Origin of the sequence: Desnuesiella massiliensis (assembly GCF_001403615.1) — a bacterium.
In the GTDB taxonomy this organism is placed as follows: Bacteria; Bacillota; Clostridia; order Clostridiales; family Clostridiaceae; genus Desnuesiella; species Desnuesiella massiliensis.
Genome location: NZ_LN879456.1, coordinates 810,647 through 828,822, shown reverse-complemented (window position 1 = coordinate 828,822; position 18,176 = coordinate 810,647). Strand labels below are relative to the sequence as shown.

At 31.6% G+C, this 18,176-nt stretch carries 20 protein-coding genes; 17 read left to right on the top strand and 3 right to left on the bottom strand.

The window, feature by feature from the left end:
* Window position 1 precedes the first annotated feature (1 nt).
* The 6 genes from BN2665_RS14765 to BN2665_RS27355 all read left to right on the top strand — a co-directional run bounded on the left by BN2665_RS14765 (window position 2) and on the right by BN2665_RS27355 (window position 5,036).
* Window positions 2–748: a Stp1/IreP family PP2C-type Ser/Thr phosphatase gene (locus BN2665_RS14765; protein WP_055667867.1), complete on the top strand. Its 747-nt coding sequence runs from the start codon at window positions 2–4 to the stop codon at window positions 746–748.
* Window positions 729–2,621, top strand: a complete 1,893-nt coding sequence (pknB, locus tag BN2665_RS14760) for a Stk1 family PASTA domain-containing Ser/Thr kinase (protein ID WP_055667866.1) — start codon at window positions 729–731, stop codon at window positions 2,619–2,621. The genes BN2665_RS14765 and pknB overlap by 20 nt, the downstream gene beginning before the upstream one ends.
* 20 nt (window positions 2,622–2,641) lie before the next feature.
* On the top strand, window positions 2,642–3,520 hold the full coding sequence (gene rsgA / locus BN2665_RS14755; protein WP_055667865.1) for a ribosome small subunit-dependent GTPase A: 879 nt from the start codon (window positions 2,642–2,644) through the stop codon (window positions 3,518–3,520).
* Window positions 3,508–4,158: a ribulose-phosphate 3-epimerase gene (rpe, locus tag BN2665_RS14750; RefSeq protein WP_055667864.1), complete on the top strand. Its 651-nt coding sequence runs from the start codon at window positions 3,508–3,510 to the stop codon at window positions 4,156–4,158. Before rsgA ends, rpe begins: the two co-directional genes overlap by 13 nt.
* Before the next feature lies 1 nt (window position 4,159).
* Complete coding sequence (locus BN2665_RS14745) at window positions 4,160–4,795, top strand: thiamine diphosphokinase (RefSeq protein WP_055667863.1); 636 nt, start codon at window positions 4,160–4,162, stop codon at window positions 4,793–4,795.
* A gap of 88 nt (window positions 4,796–4,883) precedes the next feature.
* The gene (locus BN2665_RS27355) at window positions 4,884–5,036 is read left to right on the top strand and encodes a hypothetical protein (RefSeq protein ID WP_195892700.1); all 153 of its coding nucleotides are present in this window, start codon (window positions 4,884–4,886) and stop codon (window positions 5,034–5,036) included.
* 152 nt (window positions 5,037–5,188) lie between these two features.
* Here BN2665_RS27355 and rpmB read toward each other — a convergent pair whose 3' ends face one another.
* Window positions 5,189–5,380, bottom strand: a complete 192-nt coding sequence (rpmB, locus tag BN2665_RS14740) for a 50S ribosomal protein L28 (protein ID WP_055667862.1) — start codon at window positions 5,378–5,380, stop codon at window positions 5,189–5,191.
* Window positions 5,381–5,576: 196 nt separating this feature from the next.
* Here rpmB and BN2665_RS14735 point away from each other — a divergent pair, with 196 nt between their 5' ends.
* The 6 genes from BN2665_RS14735 to BN2665_RS14710 all read left to right on the top strand — a co-directional run bounded on the left by BN2665_RS14735 (window position 5,577) and on the right by BN2665_RS14710 (window position 11,335).
* Window positions 5,577–5,924, top strand: coding sequence for an Asp23/Gls24 family envelope stress response protein (locus BN2665_RS14735; protein ID WP_055667861.1), 348 nt, complete (start codon window positions 5,577–5,579; stop codon window positions 5,922–5,924).
* Between the two features lie 13 nt (window positions 5,925–5,937).
* Entirely contained in the window at window positions 5,938–7,566 is a 1,629-nt protein-coding gene (locus BN2665_RS14730; protein ID WP_055667860.1) for a DAK2 domain-containing protein, read from the top strand.
* A gap of 50 nt (window positions 7,567–7,616) precedes the next feature.
* Window positions 7,617–9,650, top strand: coding sequence for an ATP-dependent DNA helicase RecG (recG, locus tag BN2665_RS14725; protein ID WP_055667859.1), 2,034 nt, complete (start codon window positions 7,617–7,619; stop codon window positions 9,648–9,650).
* A gap of 110 nt (window positions 9,651–9,760) precedes the next feature.
* Window positions 9,761–10,318 (top strand): 16S rRNA (guanine(966)-N(2))-methyltransferase RsmD, encoded by a 558-nt coding sequence (gene rsmD, locus BN2665_RS14720; RefSeq protein ID WP_055667858.1) that lies wholly within the window; start codon window positions 9,761–9,763, stop codon window positions 10,316–10,318.
* Window position 10,319: 1 nt separating this feature from the next.
* Window positions 10,320–10,799, top strand: coding sequence for a pantetheine-phosphate adenylyltransferase (gene coaD, locus BN2665_RS14715; RefSeq protein ID WP_055667857.1), 480 nt, complete (start codon window positions 10,320–10,322; stop codon window positions 10,797–10,799).
* A gap of 11 nt (window positions 10,800–10,810) precedes the next feature.
* Window positions 10,811–11,335 carry a hypothetical protein gene (locus BN2665_RS14710; protein ID WP_055667856.1) on the top strand — a complete coding sequence of 175 codons (525 nt, stop codon included), beginning with the start codon at window positions 10,811–10,813 and terminating at the stop codon, window positions 11,333–11,335.
* Here BN2665_RS14710 and ylbJ read toward each other — a convergent pair.
* Together ylbJ and BN2665_RS14700 are read right to left on the bottom strand one after the other, a co-directional pair.
* Window positions 11,318–12,463, bottom strand: a complete 1,146-nt coding sequence (gene ylbJ / locus BN2665_RS14705) for a sporulation integral membrane protein YlbJ (RefSeq protein WP_055667855.1) — start codon at window positions 12,461–12,463, stop codon at window positions 11,318–11,320. The two genes, BN2665_RS14710 and ylbJ, sit on opposite strands and share 18 nt — an antisense overlap.
* Window positions 12,464–12,556: 93 nt before the next feature.
* Entirely contained in the window at window positions 12,557–13,780 is a 1,224-nt protein-coding gene (locus tag BN2665_RS14700) for a nucleotidyltransferase (RefSeq protein WP_055667854.1), read from the bottom strand.
* Window positions 13,781–14,026: 246 nt separating this feature from the next.
* Between BN2665_RS14700 and pta the strand changes: the two genes are divergently transcribed.
* The 5 genes from pta to plsX all read left to right on the top strand — a co-directional run bounded on the left by pta (window position 14,027) and on the right by plsX (window position 18,134).
* A complete protein-coding gene (gene pta / locus BN2665_RS14695) occupies window positions 14,027–15,028 on the top strand; it encodes a phosphate acetyltransferase (RefSeq protein ID WP_055667853.1) in 1,002 nt (333 codons plus the stop codon).
* A gap of 26 nt (window positions 15,029–15,054) precedes the next feature.
* Window positions 15,055–16,251, top strand: coding sequence for an acetate/propionate family kinase (locus BN2665_RS14690; protein ID WP_055667852.1), 1,197 nt, complete (start codon window positions 15,055–15,057; stop codon window positions 16,249–16,251).
* Between the two features lie 132 nt (window positions 16,252–16,383).
* Window positions 16,384–16,884: a YceD family protein gene (locus BN2665_RS14685; protein ID WP_055667851.1), complete on the top strand. Its 501-nt coding sequence runs from the start codon at window positions 16,384–16,386 to the stop codon at window positions 16,882–16,884.
* A 12-nt stretch (window positions 16,885–16,896) separates the two neighbouring features.
* A complete protein-coding gene (gene rpmF / locus BN2665_RS14680; protein ID WP_055667850.1) occupies window positions 16,897–17,082 on the top strand; it encodes a 50S ribosomal protein L32 in 186 nt (61 codons plus the stop codon).
* A gap of 53 nt (window positions 17,083–17,135) precedes the next feature.
* A complete protein-coding gene (plsX, locus tag BN2665_RS14675; RefSeq protein ID WP_055667849.1) occupies window positions 17,136–18,134 on the top strand; it encodes a phosphate acyltransferase PlsX in 999 nt (332 codons plus the stop codon).
* The last annotated feature ends 42 nt before the right edge of the window (window positions 18,135–18,176 follow it).

The following is an 18,176-nucleotide window of genomic DNA, read 5'->3' as shown; positions in this document are numbered from 1 at the left end:
AATGGTGGGAATGGTTACTGACGTAGGAAATGTAAGAAAACTCAATGAAGATTACTGCGGATATTGCGAGAAGGAAGACTATAGTATTTACATTATGGCCGATGGAATGGGGGGGCATAATGCTGGAGAAATTGCTAGCAGGTTAGCAGTGGAAAAAACCTTAGAATATATAAAAAACAATATTTATAAAGAAGAGGATTTTAAACAGCTAATGCAAGAAGCTGTAGGTTATTCTAATAATGAAATTTATAATCTTTCAAAAAAACAAGATTGTTTAAATGGCATGGGGACAACTATTACAGCTTGTTTAATAGCTAATAATACTGCTATTGTGGCTCACGTGGGGGATAGTACTTGTTATTTAGTTAATAATGAGGGCATTACGAAAATTACAAAGGATCACTCTTTGGTTCAACAACTCATTGATGAAGGCAGCATTACTGAAAATCAAGCCCTTCATCATCCAAACAAAAATATAATAACAAGAGCTGTTGGCACTGGAAAGAATATAGAAGCAGATATTTATGAAGTGAAATTAAACAAATCTGATATAATAATATTGTGCACAGACGGATTAACTAATGAGGTTACAAAAGAAGAAATTTATGATATTATTACTAATAATGATAATGAAGACTTTAATATTATTTGTAGAAGGTTAGTGGATTTAGCTAAAGTAAGAGGCGGAAGAGATAATATTTCTGTTTTGGTTTTTGGAGGAGATGCCCATGATTGGAACAATGCTTAGTAATAGATATGAGATAATGGAGAAAATCGGAGAGGGAGGTATGGCAGAAGTCTATAAGGCAAAATGCCATAAATTAAATAGATTTGATGCCATTAAAATTCTAAAAAAAGAATATGTAAAAGATGTAGATTTAGTAGAGAAATTTAAGAGAGAAGCTACAGCTATTGCAAATCTGTCTGATAACAATATAGTGAATATATTTGATGTAGGAACTCAAGATGATATTAATTATATTGTAATGGAGTACGTAAAAGGTAAGACACTAAAACAGATTATAAGAGAGAATGGTAAGTTAAATCATGAAATGGCAATGGATATTGCTACTCAAATAGCTAAGGCTTTGGATTGTGCTCATAGAAATAATATAATACATAGGGATATAAAACCACAAAATATTCTAGTAACAGAAGAAGGCTTAGTTAAGGTTACGGATTTTGGTATTGCCAAATCTCCTGATTCTGCTACTATTACTAATTCAGGTAAAATACTGGGTTCTGCCCATTACTTTTCACCGGAGCAAGCAAAAGGAACCTATGTAGATGGCAGAACGGATATTTATTCCCTTGGTATTGTCCTATATGAAATGGTTACTGGAAGGGTACCCTTTGATGCAGAAAGCCCTGTGTCTGTAGCTCTAAAACATATACAAGAGCCTGTGGTACCACCAAAACAGATAAATGAAAGGATTCCTGAAAGCTTAAACAGATTGATTTTAAAGTGTATAGAAAAAGAGCCTATAAGAAGGTATCAATCTATAAAAGATCTTTTAAATGATTTAATAAAGATTCAAAAGGATTCTAATTATGAGATAGTATCAAATAGTTTGGATAATGATTTTACAAGAGTAATGCAGCCTGTAAATGTAGGCGAAGAAGATGGTGACGATGATAATAATGATAGAAAGAATAAATTAAGCAGTAAGAAGAAAAAGTATATTATTTTTTCTCTTATAGGAGTATTAGTCATATGCCTTGGGGTGTTAAGTGCAGCTATACTTTCTAAAATTAATAATCCTAGTGACAAACCTAGTTCTAATAAAGATGAAGTAGCTGTTCCATCAATAAAGGGACTATCTCTTGAAGAGGCTAAAAAGGCTTTAGAGGCTAAGAATTTAAAGCTCGTGGAAGCTGGTTCAAGAAAGAGTGATAAACCAGAGAACACTGTTTTAGAGTGTTATCCTGAAGAAGGCAAGAATGTTAAAACCGGTACTGAGGTAAGAGTTATTATAAGTGGTGGAGTTTCTAGTGAAAAAGTGCCAGATCTAAAGGGTGTAGATAAGCAGGCTGCGGCGGATATGTTAAAAGCCTATGAATTAGAGCTAGTAGTGAAGGGTTATGAGTTTAATGATACTGTTCCAAAGGACGCTGTTATAAGTCAAGACCCTGCACAAGATACAGAAGCTAAAAAAGGCGGAAAAGTAAATGTTATACTTAGCAAGGGACCAGAAATCAAATTAACTAAGGTACCTGAGGTTAAGGGCTTAGATATTGCTAAGGCTGAAGAATTGATAACTAAAACTTATAAGTTATCTATAAAGAAAACAATTATAAAAACTCAAGATAAGGATTTAAATAATAAGGTTGAAAGCCAAACTATACCAGCTGGTACGGAAGTTAAAGAAGGCACTACTGTGGGTGTAAATTACTATGTTTATGAAGAGCCTGCAAAGGTATTAAGACCAGTACCAGATTTAATAAATAGGTCCATTAAAGATGCAAAACAAATTGCTGCTGCCAATAAATTCAATTTAAATGCAGGTACTTTTAAGGATGACGATATCATAGAAGCTATAAGTCCTGCACCTAATACTAACGCAGAGGAAAATTCTACTATTACAGTAATAAAAGTAAAGGCAGCCAATCCTAAGCCTTAATCCTTAAAGGGAGGAATGTTATGCAAGGAATAATTATTAAAGGCATTGGTGGATTTTACTATGTAAAAACTGAGGATGGAAATATATTTGAGTGTAAAGCTAGGGGTAAGTTCAGATTTGATGAACTTACCCCTATAGTTGGAGATAGGGTTGATATTGAGGTGCAAAATGGTAAGGGGGTAATTGATAAGATACATGAGAGAAAATCTAAGTTGATTCGACCCTTAGTGGCCAATGTAAATCAAGCTTTCGTAGTTTTTGCAGTAAAAAATCCAGATTTAAATTTAGAACTACTAAATAAATTTCTAGTTTTATGCGATTATAACAATGTAAAATCAATATTATGTTTAAACAAAACAGATTTATGTAGCGAAGAAGAATACATGAATATAGAAAAAATTATGGAGAACTTAGGCTATGAAGTTTTGCATATAAGAGCAAAAGAGGGTTATGGTATTGATAAATTAAAAGCTAAGCTAAAGGATAATATCACAGTGCTCTGTGGGCCTTCTGGAGTTGGGAAGTCCACGCTTTTAAATTCATTAATAGGGAAAAGCTATATGGAGACAGGAGAGGTAAGCTTAAAAATTGGCAGAGGAAAGCACACTACAAGACATAGCGAACTAATAGAGGTAGAGCAAGGACTTATGGTGGATACTCCAGGTTTTTCCACGGTGGATTTAAGCTTTATTGAGAAAGAGCAGCTTCAATTTTGCTTTCCTGAATTTAAACCCTATTTAAATAATTGCAGATTTTCAAGCTGTTTACATAATAAAGAACCTCATTGTGCAGTAAAAGAAGCTTTAAATGATAAAAAAATAAATCCTTATAGATATGAATTCTATATAAAAACTTTAGAAGAAATAAGCCAGGGGAGGAATAAAAAATGGCAAAAATAGCACCATCTATTTTATCAGCAGATTTTTCAAGATTAGGAGAACAGGTAAAGAGGCTAGGGGATAAGGGCATTGAGATACTACACATAGATGTTATGGATGGTAGATTTGTTCCTAATATATCCTTTGGTATGCCCATCATAAAGTCTATAAGGCCTTTAACAAAACAAATTTTTGATGTTCACCTTATGATTGAAGAGCCTTCAAAATATATTGAAGAGTTTGTAAAAGCTGGAGCAGATATTATAACTATACACTTTGAAGCAGAAAGGCATATAGATAGAGCAGTAAAGCTTATAAAAAGCTTGGGGGTTAAGGCTTGTATAGCTCTAAATCCTGCTACACCTATCAGCAGTTTGGAATATATTTTAGAAGATTTAGATATGGTTTTATTAATGACTGTTAATCCAGGCTTCGGAGGTCAGAAATATATTCCCTATTGCTCAAATAAAATAAAAGATCTAAAGGAAATGATAAATAGAACAAATAAAAACATTTTAATAGAGGTAGATGGAGGCATAGATAAAACTAATATTGCTTCTGCCATAGAGTGTGGAGCAGATATACTAGTAGCAGGATCTGCTGTATTTAATAATGATGCCATAGAAGAAAATATAAAAACATTAAATGAGGCTATGTAAAATGAAAGCATTAGTTATCTCCGGAGGGAAGTCTCCATCTCAAGAGTTAATATATGAAGAACTAAAAGATTCATCTTTACTCATAGCAGTGGATAGCGGCGCTAATGCTTTATACAACCTAGGCATAGCTCCAGATTTAATTCTTGGAGATTTTGACTCTATAGATAAAGAAGTGCTGGAATATTTTAAAGCTAAAGATGCTGATATTGTTAAGTATCCTCCTGAAAAGGATCTTACAGATAGCGAAATAGCCATAAATCTATTAATTGAAAGAAACTATGATGAAATAGTTCTTTTAGGGTGTACCGGATCTAGAATGGATCACTTTCTTGGTAACTTAGGTTTATTAAAAAAGTGTCTATTGCGTAAGGTTAAAGCTACCATAAAGGATGATAACAATAGTATATTCGTAACAGATAGGCCGCTAACGCTACAAGGCAGACCAAAGCAGATAATATCTTTTCAGGCCTTTGGAGATGAAATTCCTAATTTTACTATAAAAAATGCTAGGTATCCATTAAATAATTATAATTTAAAAATTGGAGATTCTTTAACGGTATCTAACGAATTTATAGAAGGTCCTATGAGCATAGAGTTTGAAAAGGGATATGTATTGGTTATTTATGCAAAGGATTAAATAAACTAAAAAATTATTTATATAAGTATCACCAAATAGAGTTTATTTCATATTATATAATTGAAATAATTTCTTTTTGGTGATTTTTTTGTCTAAGCGTTGTAAAAACAAGTTAGGATTGATTATAGGATCCATTGGACTAGGCTTAGTTATCGCGGTTTTATTACCCTTTTGGGGATGGATTCTTGCTGGCGGTGCTGCCTTAATATATTTAGGTTGGTATCTAATGGAGAATAAATGACAACAGAATAGAATATTAATTGGGAGGTATTATATGAAGATTATAGCAATTAAATTACCTAAATTTTTATCAAACATAATTAAATTTTTTAAAAGAAAATAGTTCATAAAATAAAAAATGCAATTGTTAAACCAACTGCATTTTTTTATTCTTTATATAGCACGTTGAACCTTACCGGAACGTAAGCATCTTGTACATACATGAACAGTTCTAGGAGTTCCATCAACTATAGCTTTAACCTTTCTTAGGTTTGGAGCCCACTTTCTCTTAGTTTGACGATGTGAGTGGCTATATTGTACTCCAGATATAACACCTTTATTACAGTAGTCACATTTTCTTGACATTAAAAACACCTCCTTTAAACTGCAATTATATTGTCCTCTATTAGCACAAACATTATTTTATCATATAATGTATAATTTATGCAAGTATAATATAAATATAATAGTGAAAGGAAATTAAATAAGTTAAATTCCTTGAATAAATGAACTATTTAATATAGAATATACTATATGGAATTTTTCGAGGAGGAATTTTTTTATGATAGGATTTTCAAATGAAAATGGATATATAGGTTATTCCGAAGAAGTAATTGCTAATATAGTTGGTCTTTCTACCATGGAGTGCTATGGAGTTGTAGGAATGGCCTCTAAAAATGCTACTGATGGATTTTGGGAGCTTATTAAAGGTGAAAATTTAAGCAAAGGAGTAAAAATTCATTGTAAAAATGATGAGTTGACCATAGAGCTTTTTGTTGTTGTTGAATATGGAACTAAAATTTCAGTGATAGCAAATAATATAATACAAAAGATTAGATATAATGTAGAAAATTATACGGGGTTAAAGGTGTCCTGTATTACAGTGAATGTTCAAGGTGTTAGAGTCTAGGAGGTTACTTGCAATGAAATATGTAAAAATAAATGGTGAGCATTTTTATAATATGGTGGTAAATGCCAGCAACAAATTAGAGGAGCAAAAGGAATTTGTCAATTCACTAAATGTTTTTCCTGTGCCAGATGGAGATACTGGGACTAATATGTCTGCAACTTTTAAAGCTGCGGTTTCTGAAATTGAAAATTTTAAGAGTCAATCTATTGGTGATGTAGCTAAGAAGTTAGCAAAAGGTGCATTGATGGGCGCTAGGGGAAATTCGGGGGTTATTCTTTCACAGATCTTAAGAGGTATTTCTAAAGGTCTCGAAAATAAAGAAGAAGTAGATGCCTCAGAATTTGCTGAAGCTCTATTAGAGGGAAGTAAGGCGGCTTATAAAGCTGTTATGAGACCTATAGAAGGAACAATTTTAACTATTATTAGAACAGCTGGAGAAAGTGCTGTAAAAAGCAATCAAAGTGATATCAACAAGCTTATGGAAGAAGTATGCTTGCATAGTAAAGATGCTTTAAATAAAACTCCAGAAATGCTACCTGTGCTTAAGAGTGCTAAGGTAGTTGACTCTGGCGGTATGGGACTATTAATTATATTAAATGGTATGTATGAAGCCTTAAAGGATGGTATAGAAGCTAAGGTTATTCAGTTTGGTAATGAGGCTGTAAATAAGTCTGCTGCCAATAATCTAGTAGATCATGATATTAAATTTGGTTATTGCACTGAATTTATCGTATTGGGAGATGTAAGCAGAACTGAAGCATTTAAAAAGGATATTGAAGCTTTAGGAGACTCTATGATAGTTGTAGGATATGAGGATGTTATAAAGGTTCACATACATACTAATGACCCAGGTGCTGTTTTATCAAAAGCTGTAGCTCTTGGAGAGCTGTCTAAAATTAAAATTGATAATATGAGAGAAGAGCATAGAAGCCTAATGGTTGAGGAAAAAGAGTATGCTAAAGAAGAAGCTACTAGTGTAGAAAACAAAAAGTATGCTTTTATCGCTGTAGCCATGGGAGAAGGTATCAAGAATATTTTTAAGGATCTTGGAGTGGATTATGTCATTGAAGGCGGCCAAACTATGAATCCAAGCACTCAAGATATAGTTGAAGCTGTTAACAAAATCAATGCGGAGAATATTTTTATTCTTCCTAATAATAAAAATATTATTATGTCTGCAAATCAAGCCAGTGAGCTATCGGACAAGAATGTGGTTGTAATTCCTACTACAACAATTCCACAGGGAATAACTTGTATTACAGTTTTTAATATTGAAGATGAAGTTGATAACAACGTAGAAGCAATGAAAGAAACTATTAAAAATGTTAAAAGTGGATCTGTAACCTATGCGGTTAGAGATACAGAAATGGATGGAGTTATAATAAAAGAAGGAAATATATTAGGTCTTGCTGAAGGTAAAATAAAAGAAGTAGGCAATGAACTTTACGCTGTGTCAGAGAATTTAATTGAGAGTCTAGTGAATGAAGATAGTGAGCTCATTACTATTTTTTATGGTAAAGATGCCAAGGAAGAAGAAGTTGGTGATTTTGCTAAAAAGCTAGAGGAAAAGTATCCTGACGTAGATATTCAATATTATAAAGGAGAACAACCTTTATATTATTTCATTATCTCAGTTGAATAGTAACTATAAAAAAGCCTTTGGGCTTTTTTTGCTATGAGGTGTTTTTAATTATGAATATTTATAATGATATTAGTGCTTTAAAAGGTGTAGGCCCTAAGATACAAGAAGCTTTAGGAAGATGTGGAATTAATAATATATTAGATTTATTATTATACTTTCCAAGGGATTATGAGTTTACATCAGTGAATGTTGATATGGATGACATTGATGAGGAAGAAAAAAGAGTGTTAGAGTGTGAGTATATTCAATATGAAAGGGATATAAGAACAAAAACAGGAAAAACTTTAACTACATTGATTTTTAAATATGGTGAGCTTATTATAAAAGCAAAATGGTTTAATCAGCCTTACATAAAGAAGACCTTCGTAATAGGCGGAAAATATAATTTGTATGGAAAGTTTAAAAAATGCAATACATATTTAGAAACTGTAAATCCAGTTATAATAAATGATGCCATAAATAAAAGTGGGATTATAGCAAAATACTCTCTTAACAGTGCTTTAACAAATAAATTACTTTTAAAATTAGTAAATCAGGCTTTAGAAGAGGTTAGAATATCTGAGAATCTGCCTAGGAATATAGTAAGTAAATATAATTTTATATCTTTGGATAAAGCTATTAGAAGCATTCACTTTCCTGTTACAAAAGGTGAATTAGAAGAAGCGGTAAGAAGATTAAAGTTTCAAGAGCTATTAACCTATTCTATTAAAATATTGATGGTAAAAAAACTGTTTAAAAGCAATAAAAGAGGTATAGCCTTTAATATATGCGATGAAATGATAAGATTAAAGGAGCAATTGCCTTTTTCTCTCACTAATGCCCAGAGTAGAGTTATAAGAGAAATATTAATTGATGAAAAAAAGCCCTTAGCCATGAATAGATTGGTTCAAGGGGATGTAGGCAGCGGGAAAACTATTGTAGCTGTTATCGCAATGTTTAATGTGGTTAAAAATGGTTACCAAGCAGTGCTGATGGCACCTACAGAGATTTTAGCTAATCAGCATTATAAAGAGATAAGGAAGCTTTTAATGAATTTTCATGTTGACGTTGAGATATTGACTGGAAGCACCTCAAGCTCTGAAAAAACAAGAATAAAAGAAAAGATTAAAGAAGGAACTCCTTTAGTTTTAATAGGCACTCATGCTCTTATCGAAGAAGATGTAGAGTTAAATAAATTGGGCATAATTGTTACCGATGAGCAACATAGATTTGGGGTTAATCAAAGAAGCAAGTTAATTAATAAAAATAATCAGGCAGATGTATTGGTTATGACTGCTACACCCATACCAAGAACTCTTTCACTATATTTATATAGTGATTTAGATGTATCTATAATAGATGAGTTACCACCTGGTAGGCAAAAGATTGATACAGTTTTTTATGAAGAAAGACATAGAAAGTTAGCCTATAATTTAGCCTTGGAGCAAATAAAACTAGGTCGACAGGTATATATTGTATGTCCTCTTATAGAGGAAAATGAAGATTTAAAATTGAATTCAGTAGAAAAGCTATATGATAGCTTAAAGTCTGAGTTTTTTAAAGAAATCCCTATAGAGATTCTTCATGGAAAGATGAATAGTAAAACAAAAGAAGAGATTATGAGTAGATTTAAAGAGAATAATACTAAAGTTTTGATTTCTACCACCGTAATAGAAGTAGGAGTAAATGTACCTAATGCTAGCGTTATGATAATTGAAAATGCAGAAAGATTTGGACTTTCGCAACTACATCAATTACGAGGCAGGGTTGGAAGAGGTCAGTATAAGTCTTATTGTATTCTAATAGCTAATGCTAAAAGTAATATTACTAAGAAAAGAATGATGACTATGACTGAAAGTAATGATGGATTTTATATTGCGGAACAAGATTTAAAACTAAGAGGCAGTGGTGAGCTATTTGGTACAAGACAACATGGAGATACTGGGCTAATATTATCAGATATTATGGAAGATATTAATCTTTTAAAGGTTGCTAATGCTGAAGCTAAAGGTATTGTTTATAGTGAAGATGAGATTAATATGAAGTTTTGTGAAGAAGTAATGAAGGGTCTTGAAAAGAGCTCAAAATACATATGCTTTAATTAAAGTATAAAATGTAGAATTAGGTTTGATTTTTTGTAAAAAAATGAAAAAAGTTTGTATAGAGTATTATGATATGATAAAATGTTAACGACGGACAATTAAGGAGGATAAAAATGAGAGTAATTGCAGGAAAAGCTAAAGGTAGAAAGTTATTATCTCCAGAAAACATGGATACTAGGCCTACTTTAGATAGGATTAAAGAGTCTATATTTAATATAATTCAAACTAAAGTACCAGAGGCTATAACCTTGGATATGTTTTCAGGTACAGGAAGTTTAGGACTAGAAGCCGCTAGCAGAGGAGCTAAAGAAAGTCATCTAATAGAAAAAAGCTCCATAGCCTATCCATTGCTGAAAAAAAATATAGAGAATTTTAAATTTGAAGATTGCTGTAAAAGTTATAATATGGATGCCTATGATTCTTTAGACTATTTTTATTCAAAGAATATTATTTTTGATATTATCTTTATAGACCCTCCTTATATGAAGGACATGATTCCTAAGGCTATAAAAATGATAGAAGACAAAAATTTGCTTAAAAAGCAAGGGTTAATTGTTACAAAAATAGACACAAAAGAGGAAATCTATGAAGGTGGAGAAAGTATAAAGTTATTTGATCATAGAAAATATGGAAACACAACAGTATGTTTTTATAGGTATGAGGAGGACTAAAATGAAAAGAGCTGTATACCCTGGAAGCTTTGACCCCATAACTAATGGTCATTTAGATATTATTAAAAGAGCTGCAAAAGTTTTTGATGAGGTTATAGTAGGAGTATTAGTTAATGTAGAAAAAAAAGGATTATTTGACATAGATGAGAGAGTTAAGCTTATTGAAAGGGTAACGAAATCTTTAAGCAATGTTAAAGTAAGAAGTTATGATGGTTTATTGATAAATTTAATGAAGCAAGAGGAAGCTAAGGTTATAATTAAAGGATTGAGAGCAGTATCTGATTTTGAGTATGAGTTTCAGATGGCTTTAATGAATAATAAGCTTGATTCTACCATTGAAACTGTATTTATGATGACTAATGCTCAATATTCTTATTTAAGTTCTTCAGCTGTAAAACAAGTAGCTAAGTTTGGTGGATGTATAAAAGAGTTAGTGCCTGATGAGATTATTCCAGATATAATGATTAAAATAGGTGAATAGGGGGTATTTTCATGGATGTTATGCAATTGTTAGAATATTTGCAAGAAATAGTTGAAACTGCATCTAAGGTTCCTATAACAGGCAAAATTGTATTAGATAAAAAAGAAATATTAGAGGTCATAGACCAAATTGTAAATTATCTTCCTGATGAGTTTAAAAAAGCTCAGTGGGTTCTAACTGAAAAAGAGAGGATTTTATCTGAAGCTAGAAAAGAATATGAAGTAGTTAAAAAAGAAACTATGGAAATGTTAAAAAAACAGGTAGAAAACCATGATATAACTAAGGAAGCCAAAATTAGAGCACAAGAGATCATAGCAGCAGCTCAAAGGGATGCAAAGTCAATGAGGCTTGGAGCTAGAGACTATGCAGATGAAATACTCTGCCAACTAGACAAGGAACTTGAGGAAAAGGGAAAAATAATGATTTCCAATATAAAAAAAGATGCCGAAGAAATGATGGCATCTATATCTGAAGATTTTACTAATACTACTGCTACTATAAGAGAGAATATTAAAGAACTAAGAAATGTCAAATAGTCTTTTTAGAGAGAATAGCATTAAAGGTAAAACTAATAATATGATTATATAAGGAAAATAAGGTACAGTAATATTTGAATAGCTTGTGTAGATGCTTTCAAATTTACTGCAGATAATAAATGTAATGGTAAAACTTATAATTCCTTGAATGAATTTACGAAATATATAAGTATATAGAGAGAATTCCTTAAATTTATATGCAAAGGAATGAACCTGTGCAATTATGCATAATCCACTAAAACTACATAAAAAACTTACTAATGATAGTTTTATTTTAAAATCTAAATTTGACATTGATAAGTAGTAACATCCGTTGGTTATTTCGACTAAACCTAATATTACGCCAGATAATAAATCTTTTTCAATATAAAATGTATTTGATATTTTACTTAAAACAATGTTGTAAATAACATTGTTTTTTATTATAGCAAGAACTACTGAAAAAATAATTATAAAGCTTCCCACATTAAAGCAGGTTTTTAAGGAAGTATCAACAGAGTTTTTTAGAGCTACACCTAGGTTAGGTATATGATTTTTAGAGTTACTGATATAATAGTCCTTAGTGTTTATACGAGGAAGTATAAAAGCCATAATAATGCAAGATAAATAATTTGATATTAGCAATATATATCCGCTATTGGAATTGTTTAGCATTGTGGTAGCCACTGCACCTATTAGAAATAGCGGGCTAGTATTTGAAGCTACGTTTATTAATTTTTTAAATTCGTAAGAATCTATTAATTTTTTCTCATAAAGTTCACAGCTATATTTTCCGCCTAAGGGGTAGCCGCATAGTGCACTAATTATTAATGCAAAGCTGCTATTTTTTGATAATCCCAAAGGAGTGCAGATAAATTTACCAATAGTGTTAGAATAAATGTTTATGCCATCATACTCCATCAGAAGACTAGTAATAATTAAAAAAGGAAATAGAGTGGGGAAAACAGAGTTAAAAAATAACCTAGCTCCTTTTAAAGAGGATTCAATACATACTTTTGGATATAATATAAAATATATTACTAAAAGAGATAGCAGTATTGAAATTAATAAATTGAATTTTGAATTTTTCACAAGATAGAATATTAAAACTAATATGCAAATTATTAAAATGAGTAATAATATTTTCAAAGGTTTCACCTCTTATTTAATCTGTAATAAAAATATATTTAGCAAAGCTCTAAATTATAATAAAAAAATAAAATAAAAGCACTTTCAGCGCTTTTATTTTATAATAATAGGACTTCTTAAAAAATCTTCTTTATAATGAATACTTTGATTTATAATACTATAAGCCTTTGTGGCTTGAATATCTAGTTTTAACATAGAATTATATTCTTTTGGAAGTTTGGTTATTATTTCTAAAGGAGAGTTTTTCTTAATTGATTTTATAATATCTGCTCCTTTTTTATTTAGCCCTAATACTCTAATATAGGCTGGAGATTCTTTTCTCAAGATTTCTATGGGGTATTTTTCAAAGCCTATAAAATATTGACATAGTATTCTACTAATTCGAGTATAAGTATATCGCTTGCTCTTAACTCTAGACACTAGCTCGTTGAAACTATTACAGGAATAAAACTCTTTTAATATTTTATTATCTAAACCCTCAGAAGCTTCGGGGATAGCTCTTAAACTTTCCCCTTCGGTGGCTAATTTGTATTTAATATATGGAAATAGAGACTCTTCATTAATAAAGTTATAGTTATTATGGAATAAATCCTTCATTATTTTAAATACATTAATAGGCAAGTGAGCTTCTAGCTCATCTATAGCATTGTTATCCTTTATGAATTTTCTAATAGAGGTGGCACTAGAAAATATACTGTTCAAATCATTTTCATTATAGGCGGAGCCCAGTCTTTTGATAGTTATTGGCTTAATTTTGCTTTTGCAATTTAATAAGCTCTTGCAATACTCAATGCCTAAAATATTATTTGAACTTGCTAATATCTCTGATAGCTCTTTAGCGTTTATATTAGGATTTATATGAACTAAATATTTTTGTAGAGCCAAGCTTCTTGCTGTAGTAAAGGGATAACCATCCTTTAGGTAGCTCTTTAAAAAAAATTTAAAGTTTTGCTGTTCATCTATAAGGGCGTAGGCTATTTCCTTTAATAAATCAATATTGCCATATTCACTTCCGAAGCATAAATAATCTATTACTTTTAAATCATCTAATAATTTAACAGCTCCATTAGAAAAAAATTCTGCTGAAGATACACTAAAGATGGCCGGAAGTTCAATAACTAAATCAACACCTGAGCTTAGAGCCATTTTGGTTCTTTCCCATTTATCTATTATGGTAGGGATACCCCTTTGAGCAAAGTTACCGCTCATTACACCTATAATACCATCGCTATTGGTTATTTCTTTAGCCTTTTGTATATGATATTCATGTCCCTTATGAAAAGGATTATATTCACAAATAATTGCGCATAAATTCATAAAGAAATACTCCTTAAGATTATAAAATTTTAATCATATTATATACTATTTGTAGGAAAAATAAAATTAAATAAATATATCTTAGCGCTGCTGGATATATTAGTCAGAATTTTTTTAATATAAAAACAATAATATAGTGAAAGGATTTTCTCATTTTATGTTGAAAATAATACAAAGATAGGAGTATATTATTAGTAGACAGCCTTAAAAAAAGAAACCTTATAGAAAAAGAAAGGAGAAATGAACATGGAGCTTATGAAAAAAATATGGGAAATGGCGCAAAAAGATAAAAAGAGAATTGTGCTTCCCGAAGGTGATGAGGAGAGAACTCTTGTGGCCTCTGAAAAGATACATAAAGAAGGGTTAGCAGAGGTGATTTTAGTTGGAGATTCTGAAAAGATAAGGGAAAAAGCAGCTAAATTAGGAGTTAACTTAGAGGGAATAGAAATTATAAATCCAGAAACCTCTGAAAAAACAAAACATTATGTAAATGAATTCTACGAAATAAGAAAAAGTAAAGGTATGACCTTAGAAAAAGCAGATAAAATAGTAAGAGATCCTCTATATTTTGGAACTATGATGGTTAAAGTTGGAGACGCTCATGGTATGGTATCTGGAGCAGTGCATACTACTGGGGATTTATTAAGACCAGGATTACAAATAATAAAAACCGCTCCAGGAGTATCCGTGGTATCAAGTTTCTTTATAATGATGGTTCCTGATTGCGAATATGGCGAGGAAGGCATGTTGGTATTTTCCGACTGCGCTGTAAATCCAAATCCTAATGCAGAGCAATTGGCTTCAATTGCTATAGCTACTGCAGATACAGCAAAAGCTTTATGCAAGATAGATCCAAAGGTGGCTATGCTATCTTTCTCTACTATGGGAAGTGCAGACCATGAACTTGTTGAGAAGGTTAGAAAAGCTACTGAGATAGCAAAAGAACTAAGACCAGATTTAAAAATAGATGGAGAGATGCAATTAGATGCTGCTATTGTTAAAAAGGTTGCTTCTCAAAAGGCTCCAAATAGTCCTGTGGCTGGTAATGCAAATGTACTTATTTTCCCAGACCTTCAAGCAGGAAATATTGGATATAAACTAGTTCAAAGATTTGCTAAAGCTGAAGCTATTGGACCAGTATGTCAAGGTTTTGCTAAGCCAATTAATGACTTATCTAGAGGATGTAGCTCAGAAGATATAGTAAATGTTGTAGCACTTACAGCAGTTCAAGCTCAAAATAATAAATAAATAGAAAATTTGAAAGGGGTATAAAAATGAATATTCTAGTAATTAACTGTGGAAGTTCATCATTAAAGTATCAATTAATCAACATGGAAAATGAGTGCGCGTTAGCAAAGGGGTTAGTAGAGAGAATTGGGATAGAAGGTTCTATACTTACTCAAAAGGTTGAAGGAAGAGATAAATATGTAATTCAACAAACTATGAAAGACCATAAAGATGCAATTAAATTAGTTTTAGATGCTTTAGTGGATAAAGAAAATGGAGTTATAAACAGTATGGATGAGATTTCAGCTGTAGGCCATAGAGTGGTTCACGCTGGCGAAAAGTATTCTGAATCTGTAGTGATAAATGATGAAGTTATGGTTGCTCTAGAAGACTGTGTAAAATTAGCACCATTACATAATCCTCCAAATATCATAGGTATTAATGCATGTAAAGCTCTTATGCCAAATACTCCAATGGTAGCAGTATTTGATACAGCTTTCCACCAAACAATGCCTAAAAAAGCATATTTATATCCTCTTCCATATGAGTTATATGAAAAACATAGTGTAAGAAAATATGGATTCCATGGTACATCACATAAATACGTTTCTCAGGTAGCTGCCGAAATGATGGGAAAGAACATTGAAGAATTAAAAATAGTTACTTGCCATCTTGGTAATGGAGCAAGTATAGCAGCCGTAGAAGGCGGAAAGTCTATAGAAACAAGTATGGGATTCACTCCACTTGAAGGAATCGCTATGGGAACAAGAAGTGGAAGCATTGACCCAGCTATAACTACATATTTAATGAATGAATTACATTTATCTGCAGATGAAGTTAACGATGTGTTAAATAAAAAATCAGGAGTTCTTGGAATTTCTGGCGTTAGCAGTGACTTTAGAGATGTTGAAGATGCCGCTGCTAAGGGAGATGAAAGATCTCAATTAGCTTTAGATGTATTTTATTACAAAGTTAAAAAGTTTATAGGCTCTTACACTGCGGTTATGGACGGAGTAGATTGTATTGTATTCACAGCAGGACTTGGAGAAAACTCACCAGAAATGAGAGAAGAAGTATGTAAGGGATTAGGATATCTTGGTGTGGAATTAGATGTTGAAAAGAATAAGGTAAGAGGAAAAGCTACAGAAGTTAGTAAGGAAGGTTCAAAAGTAAAAGTATTTGTAATTCCAACTAATGAAGAATTAATGATAGCAAGAGACACTGTTGCTTTAATAAAGAAATAATTGCTACAAAATAACTTGACTTTTAATTTGGTAGTTTATATAATAAATTGTGGTTGCCCATTGAATACTAAATTTTAAGGGAGTGAAGATGAGGCTAACTTATTAGTTTTACTAATAAAAAAGCCTCTTAATATGGTAATAGTAATTTCAGATTTAGCTAAAAAGAAGTCTTTCAAGAAAGATATTAACTTTTCTTTTAAAAAGGATAAGTTAGTTTTTAACAATGAAGAAATTATATTCACTAAACCTATTAATGTAGCTGGCTTTGTTAGCTCTATAGGAGATATTGTGAATTTTGAAGCTAAGGTTTCTACAGAGTTAAAATTAAGCTGCTCAAGGTGTTTAGAAAAGTTTGTTTATCCTGTTCACATAGAGATAAATGAAAAATTTTCTAATAACCAAGAAAATGAACATGAGGATATAATAACCATCGACGGTGATGAAATAGATATTACTGAAGCCGTTGAGAATGGTATTATAATGTCCTTACCTATTAAAAAGCTCTGCAATGAAAATTGCAAAGGGCTCTGCCAACAATGTGGGACGAATCTTAATTTAAATTCTTGCAATTGCGGAAATAATAATATAGACCCAAGGTTGGCAAAATTAAAAGATTTGTTTTCCACTGATTAAGGAGGTGTTATAATGGGAAATCCTGCGAGAAGATTTTCGAAAGCTAGAAGAGATTCAAGAAGAGCACAAACTTTTAAACTAAGCTTACCAGGCATAGTTGAATGTCCACAATGCCACGAAATGAAGCTAGCTCATAGAGTATGCAAAAATTGTGGTTTTTACAAGGGTAAAGAAGTTGTTGCATCCGAAGAAAAATAAAGAAAGTCATTTGACTTTCTTTTCTTTATATTTAAAAATGAGGGGCGTTTATTATGAGAATAGCAGTAGATGGTATGGGAGGAGATTTGTCTCCTAGTTCTGTTGTAGAGGGATGCGTTTTAGCATTAAAGGAAATGGATATCCATATTGTTATAACAGGTAAGAAAGACTTAATTGAAAAAGAACTCAGCAAGTATCAATATGATAAAAGCAAAATAGAGATAATAGATTGTAATGAGATTATCGATCCTAACGAGCACCCTGTTATGGCCATAAGACGAAAAAAAGATTCTAGCTTGAATAAAGCTCTTGAAGAAGTCAAAAATAAAAAAGCTGATGCAGTTATATCTGCTGGAAGCACTGGCGCTTTTATGGCAGGTTCCTTATTTATAGTAGGGAGAATAAAGGGTATTGATAGACCGGCCTTAGCGCCAGTGATGCCAGGAAGAAATGGATCTTTTATGGTTATTGACTGTGGTGCTAACGCAGAATGTAAGCCTATAAATTTAGTACAATTTGCAACTATGGGATCTATTTATTTTGAGCATGTTTTAAAAATAGCTAATCCTTTAGTAGGATTGGTGAATATTGGTGCTGAAGAAGAAAAGGGAAATGAGTTAACTAAAGCAGCATACAAATTACTAAAAGAAGCCCCAGTTAATTTTGCTGGAAATATTGAACCGAGAGATATTCCAACAGGAGATATACAAGTATTAGTATGCGATGGCTTTGTAGGAAATACTATACTAAAGATGTACGAAGGGGTGGCCTCAAATATCTTTTCTCTCCTAAAGCAAGAGATAATGTCTTCCCTTAAAACTAAAATTGGTGGTTTGTTACTTAAATCCGTATTTAAAAATTTTAAGACAAAATTTGATTATAAGGAATACGGTGGCGCTGCCTTTTTAGGTGTAGATGGAATATGCATTAAAGCTCATGGAAGCTCAGATGGAAGAGCTATTAAGAATGCCATAAGGCAAGCTAAATTATTTTATGATAATGATATAATAGGTAAAATTAAAAATAAAATTGAAGAATCTTTGGATAAGTAATGTTTAAAACTAATATTGACGCAATATAATATATATAATATT

Coding starts and splice junctions, on each gene's coding strand:
- BN2665_RS14690 (WP_055667852.1), top strand. CDS start 15,055: ATGAATATTCTAGTAATTAACTGTGGAAGTTCATCATTAAAGTATCAA.
- plsX (WP_055667849.1), top strand. CDS start 17,136: ATGAGAATAGCAGTAGATGGTATGGGAGGAGATTTGTCTCCTAGTTCT.
- BN2665_RS14765 (WP_055667867.1), top strand. CDS start 2: ATGGTGGGAATGGTTACTGACGTAGGAAATGTAAGAAAACTCAATGAA.
- BN2665_RS14745 (WP_055667863.1), top strand. CDS start 4,160: ATGAAAGCATTAGTTATCTCCGGAGGGAAGTCTCCATCTCAAGAGTTA.
- rpe (WP_055667864.1), top strand. CDS start 3,508: ATGGCAAAAATAGCACCATCTATTTTATCAGCAGATTTTTCAAGATTA.
- BN2665_RS14735 (WP_055667861.1), top strand. CDS start 5,577: ATGATAGGATTTTCAAATGAAAATGGATATATAGGTTATTCCGAAGAA.
- recG (WP_055667859.1), top strand. CDS start 7,617: ATGAATATTTATAATGATATTAGTGCTTTAAAAGGTGTAGGCCCTAAG.
- pknB (WP_055667866.1), top strand. CDS start 729: ATGATTGGAACAATGCTTAGTAATAGATATGAGATAATGGAGAAAATC.
- pta (WP_055667853.1), top strand. CDS start 14,027: ATGGAGCTTATGAAAAAAATATGGGAAATGGCGCAAAAAGATAAAAAG.
- rsmD (WP_055667858.1), top strand. CDS start 9,761: ATGAGAGTAATTGCAGGAAAAGCTAAAGGTAGAAAGTTATTATCTCCA.
- coaD (WP_055667857.1), top strand. CDS start 10,320: ATGAAAAGAGCTGTATACCCTGGAAGCTTTGACCCCATAACTAATGGT.
- BN2665_RS14700 (WP_055667854.1), bottom strand. CDS start 13,780: ATGAATTTATGCGCAATTATTTGTGAATATAATCCTTTTCATAAGGGA.
- rpmB (WP_055667862.1), bottom strand. CDS start 5,380: ATGTCAAGAAAATGTGACTACTGTAATAAAGGTGTTATATCTGGAGTA.
- rpmF (WP_055667850.1), top strand. CDS start 16,897: ATGGGAAATCCTGCGAGAAGATTTTCGAAAGCTAGAAGAGATTCAAGA.
- BN2665_RS14685 (WP_055667851.1), top strand. CDS start 16,384: ATGGTAATAGTAATTTCAGATTTAGCTAAAAAGAAGTCTTTCAAGAAA.
- BN2665_RS14710 (WP_055667856.1), top strand. CDS start 10,811: ATGGATGTTATGCAATTGTTAGAATATTTGCAAGAAATAGTTGAAACT.
- BN2665_RS14730 (WP_055667860.1), top strand. CDS start 5,938: ATGAAATATGTAAAAATAAATGGTGAGCATTTTTATAATATGGTGGTA.
- rsgA (WP_055667865.1), top strand. CDS start 2,642: ATGCAAGGAATAATTATTAAAGGCATTGGTGGATTTTACTATGTAAAA.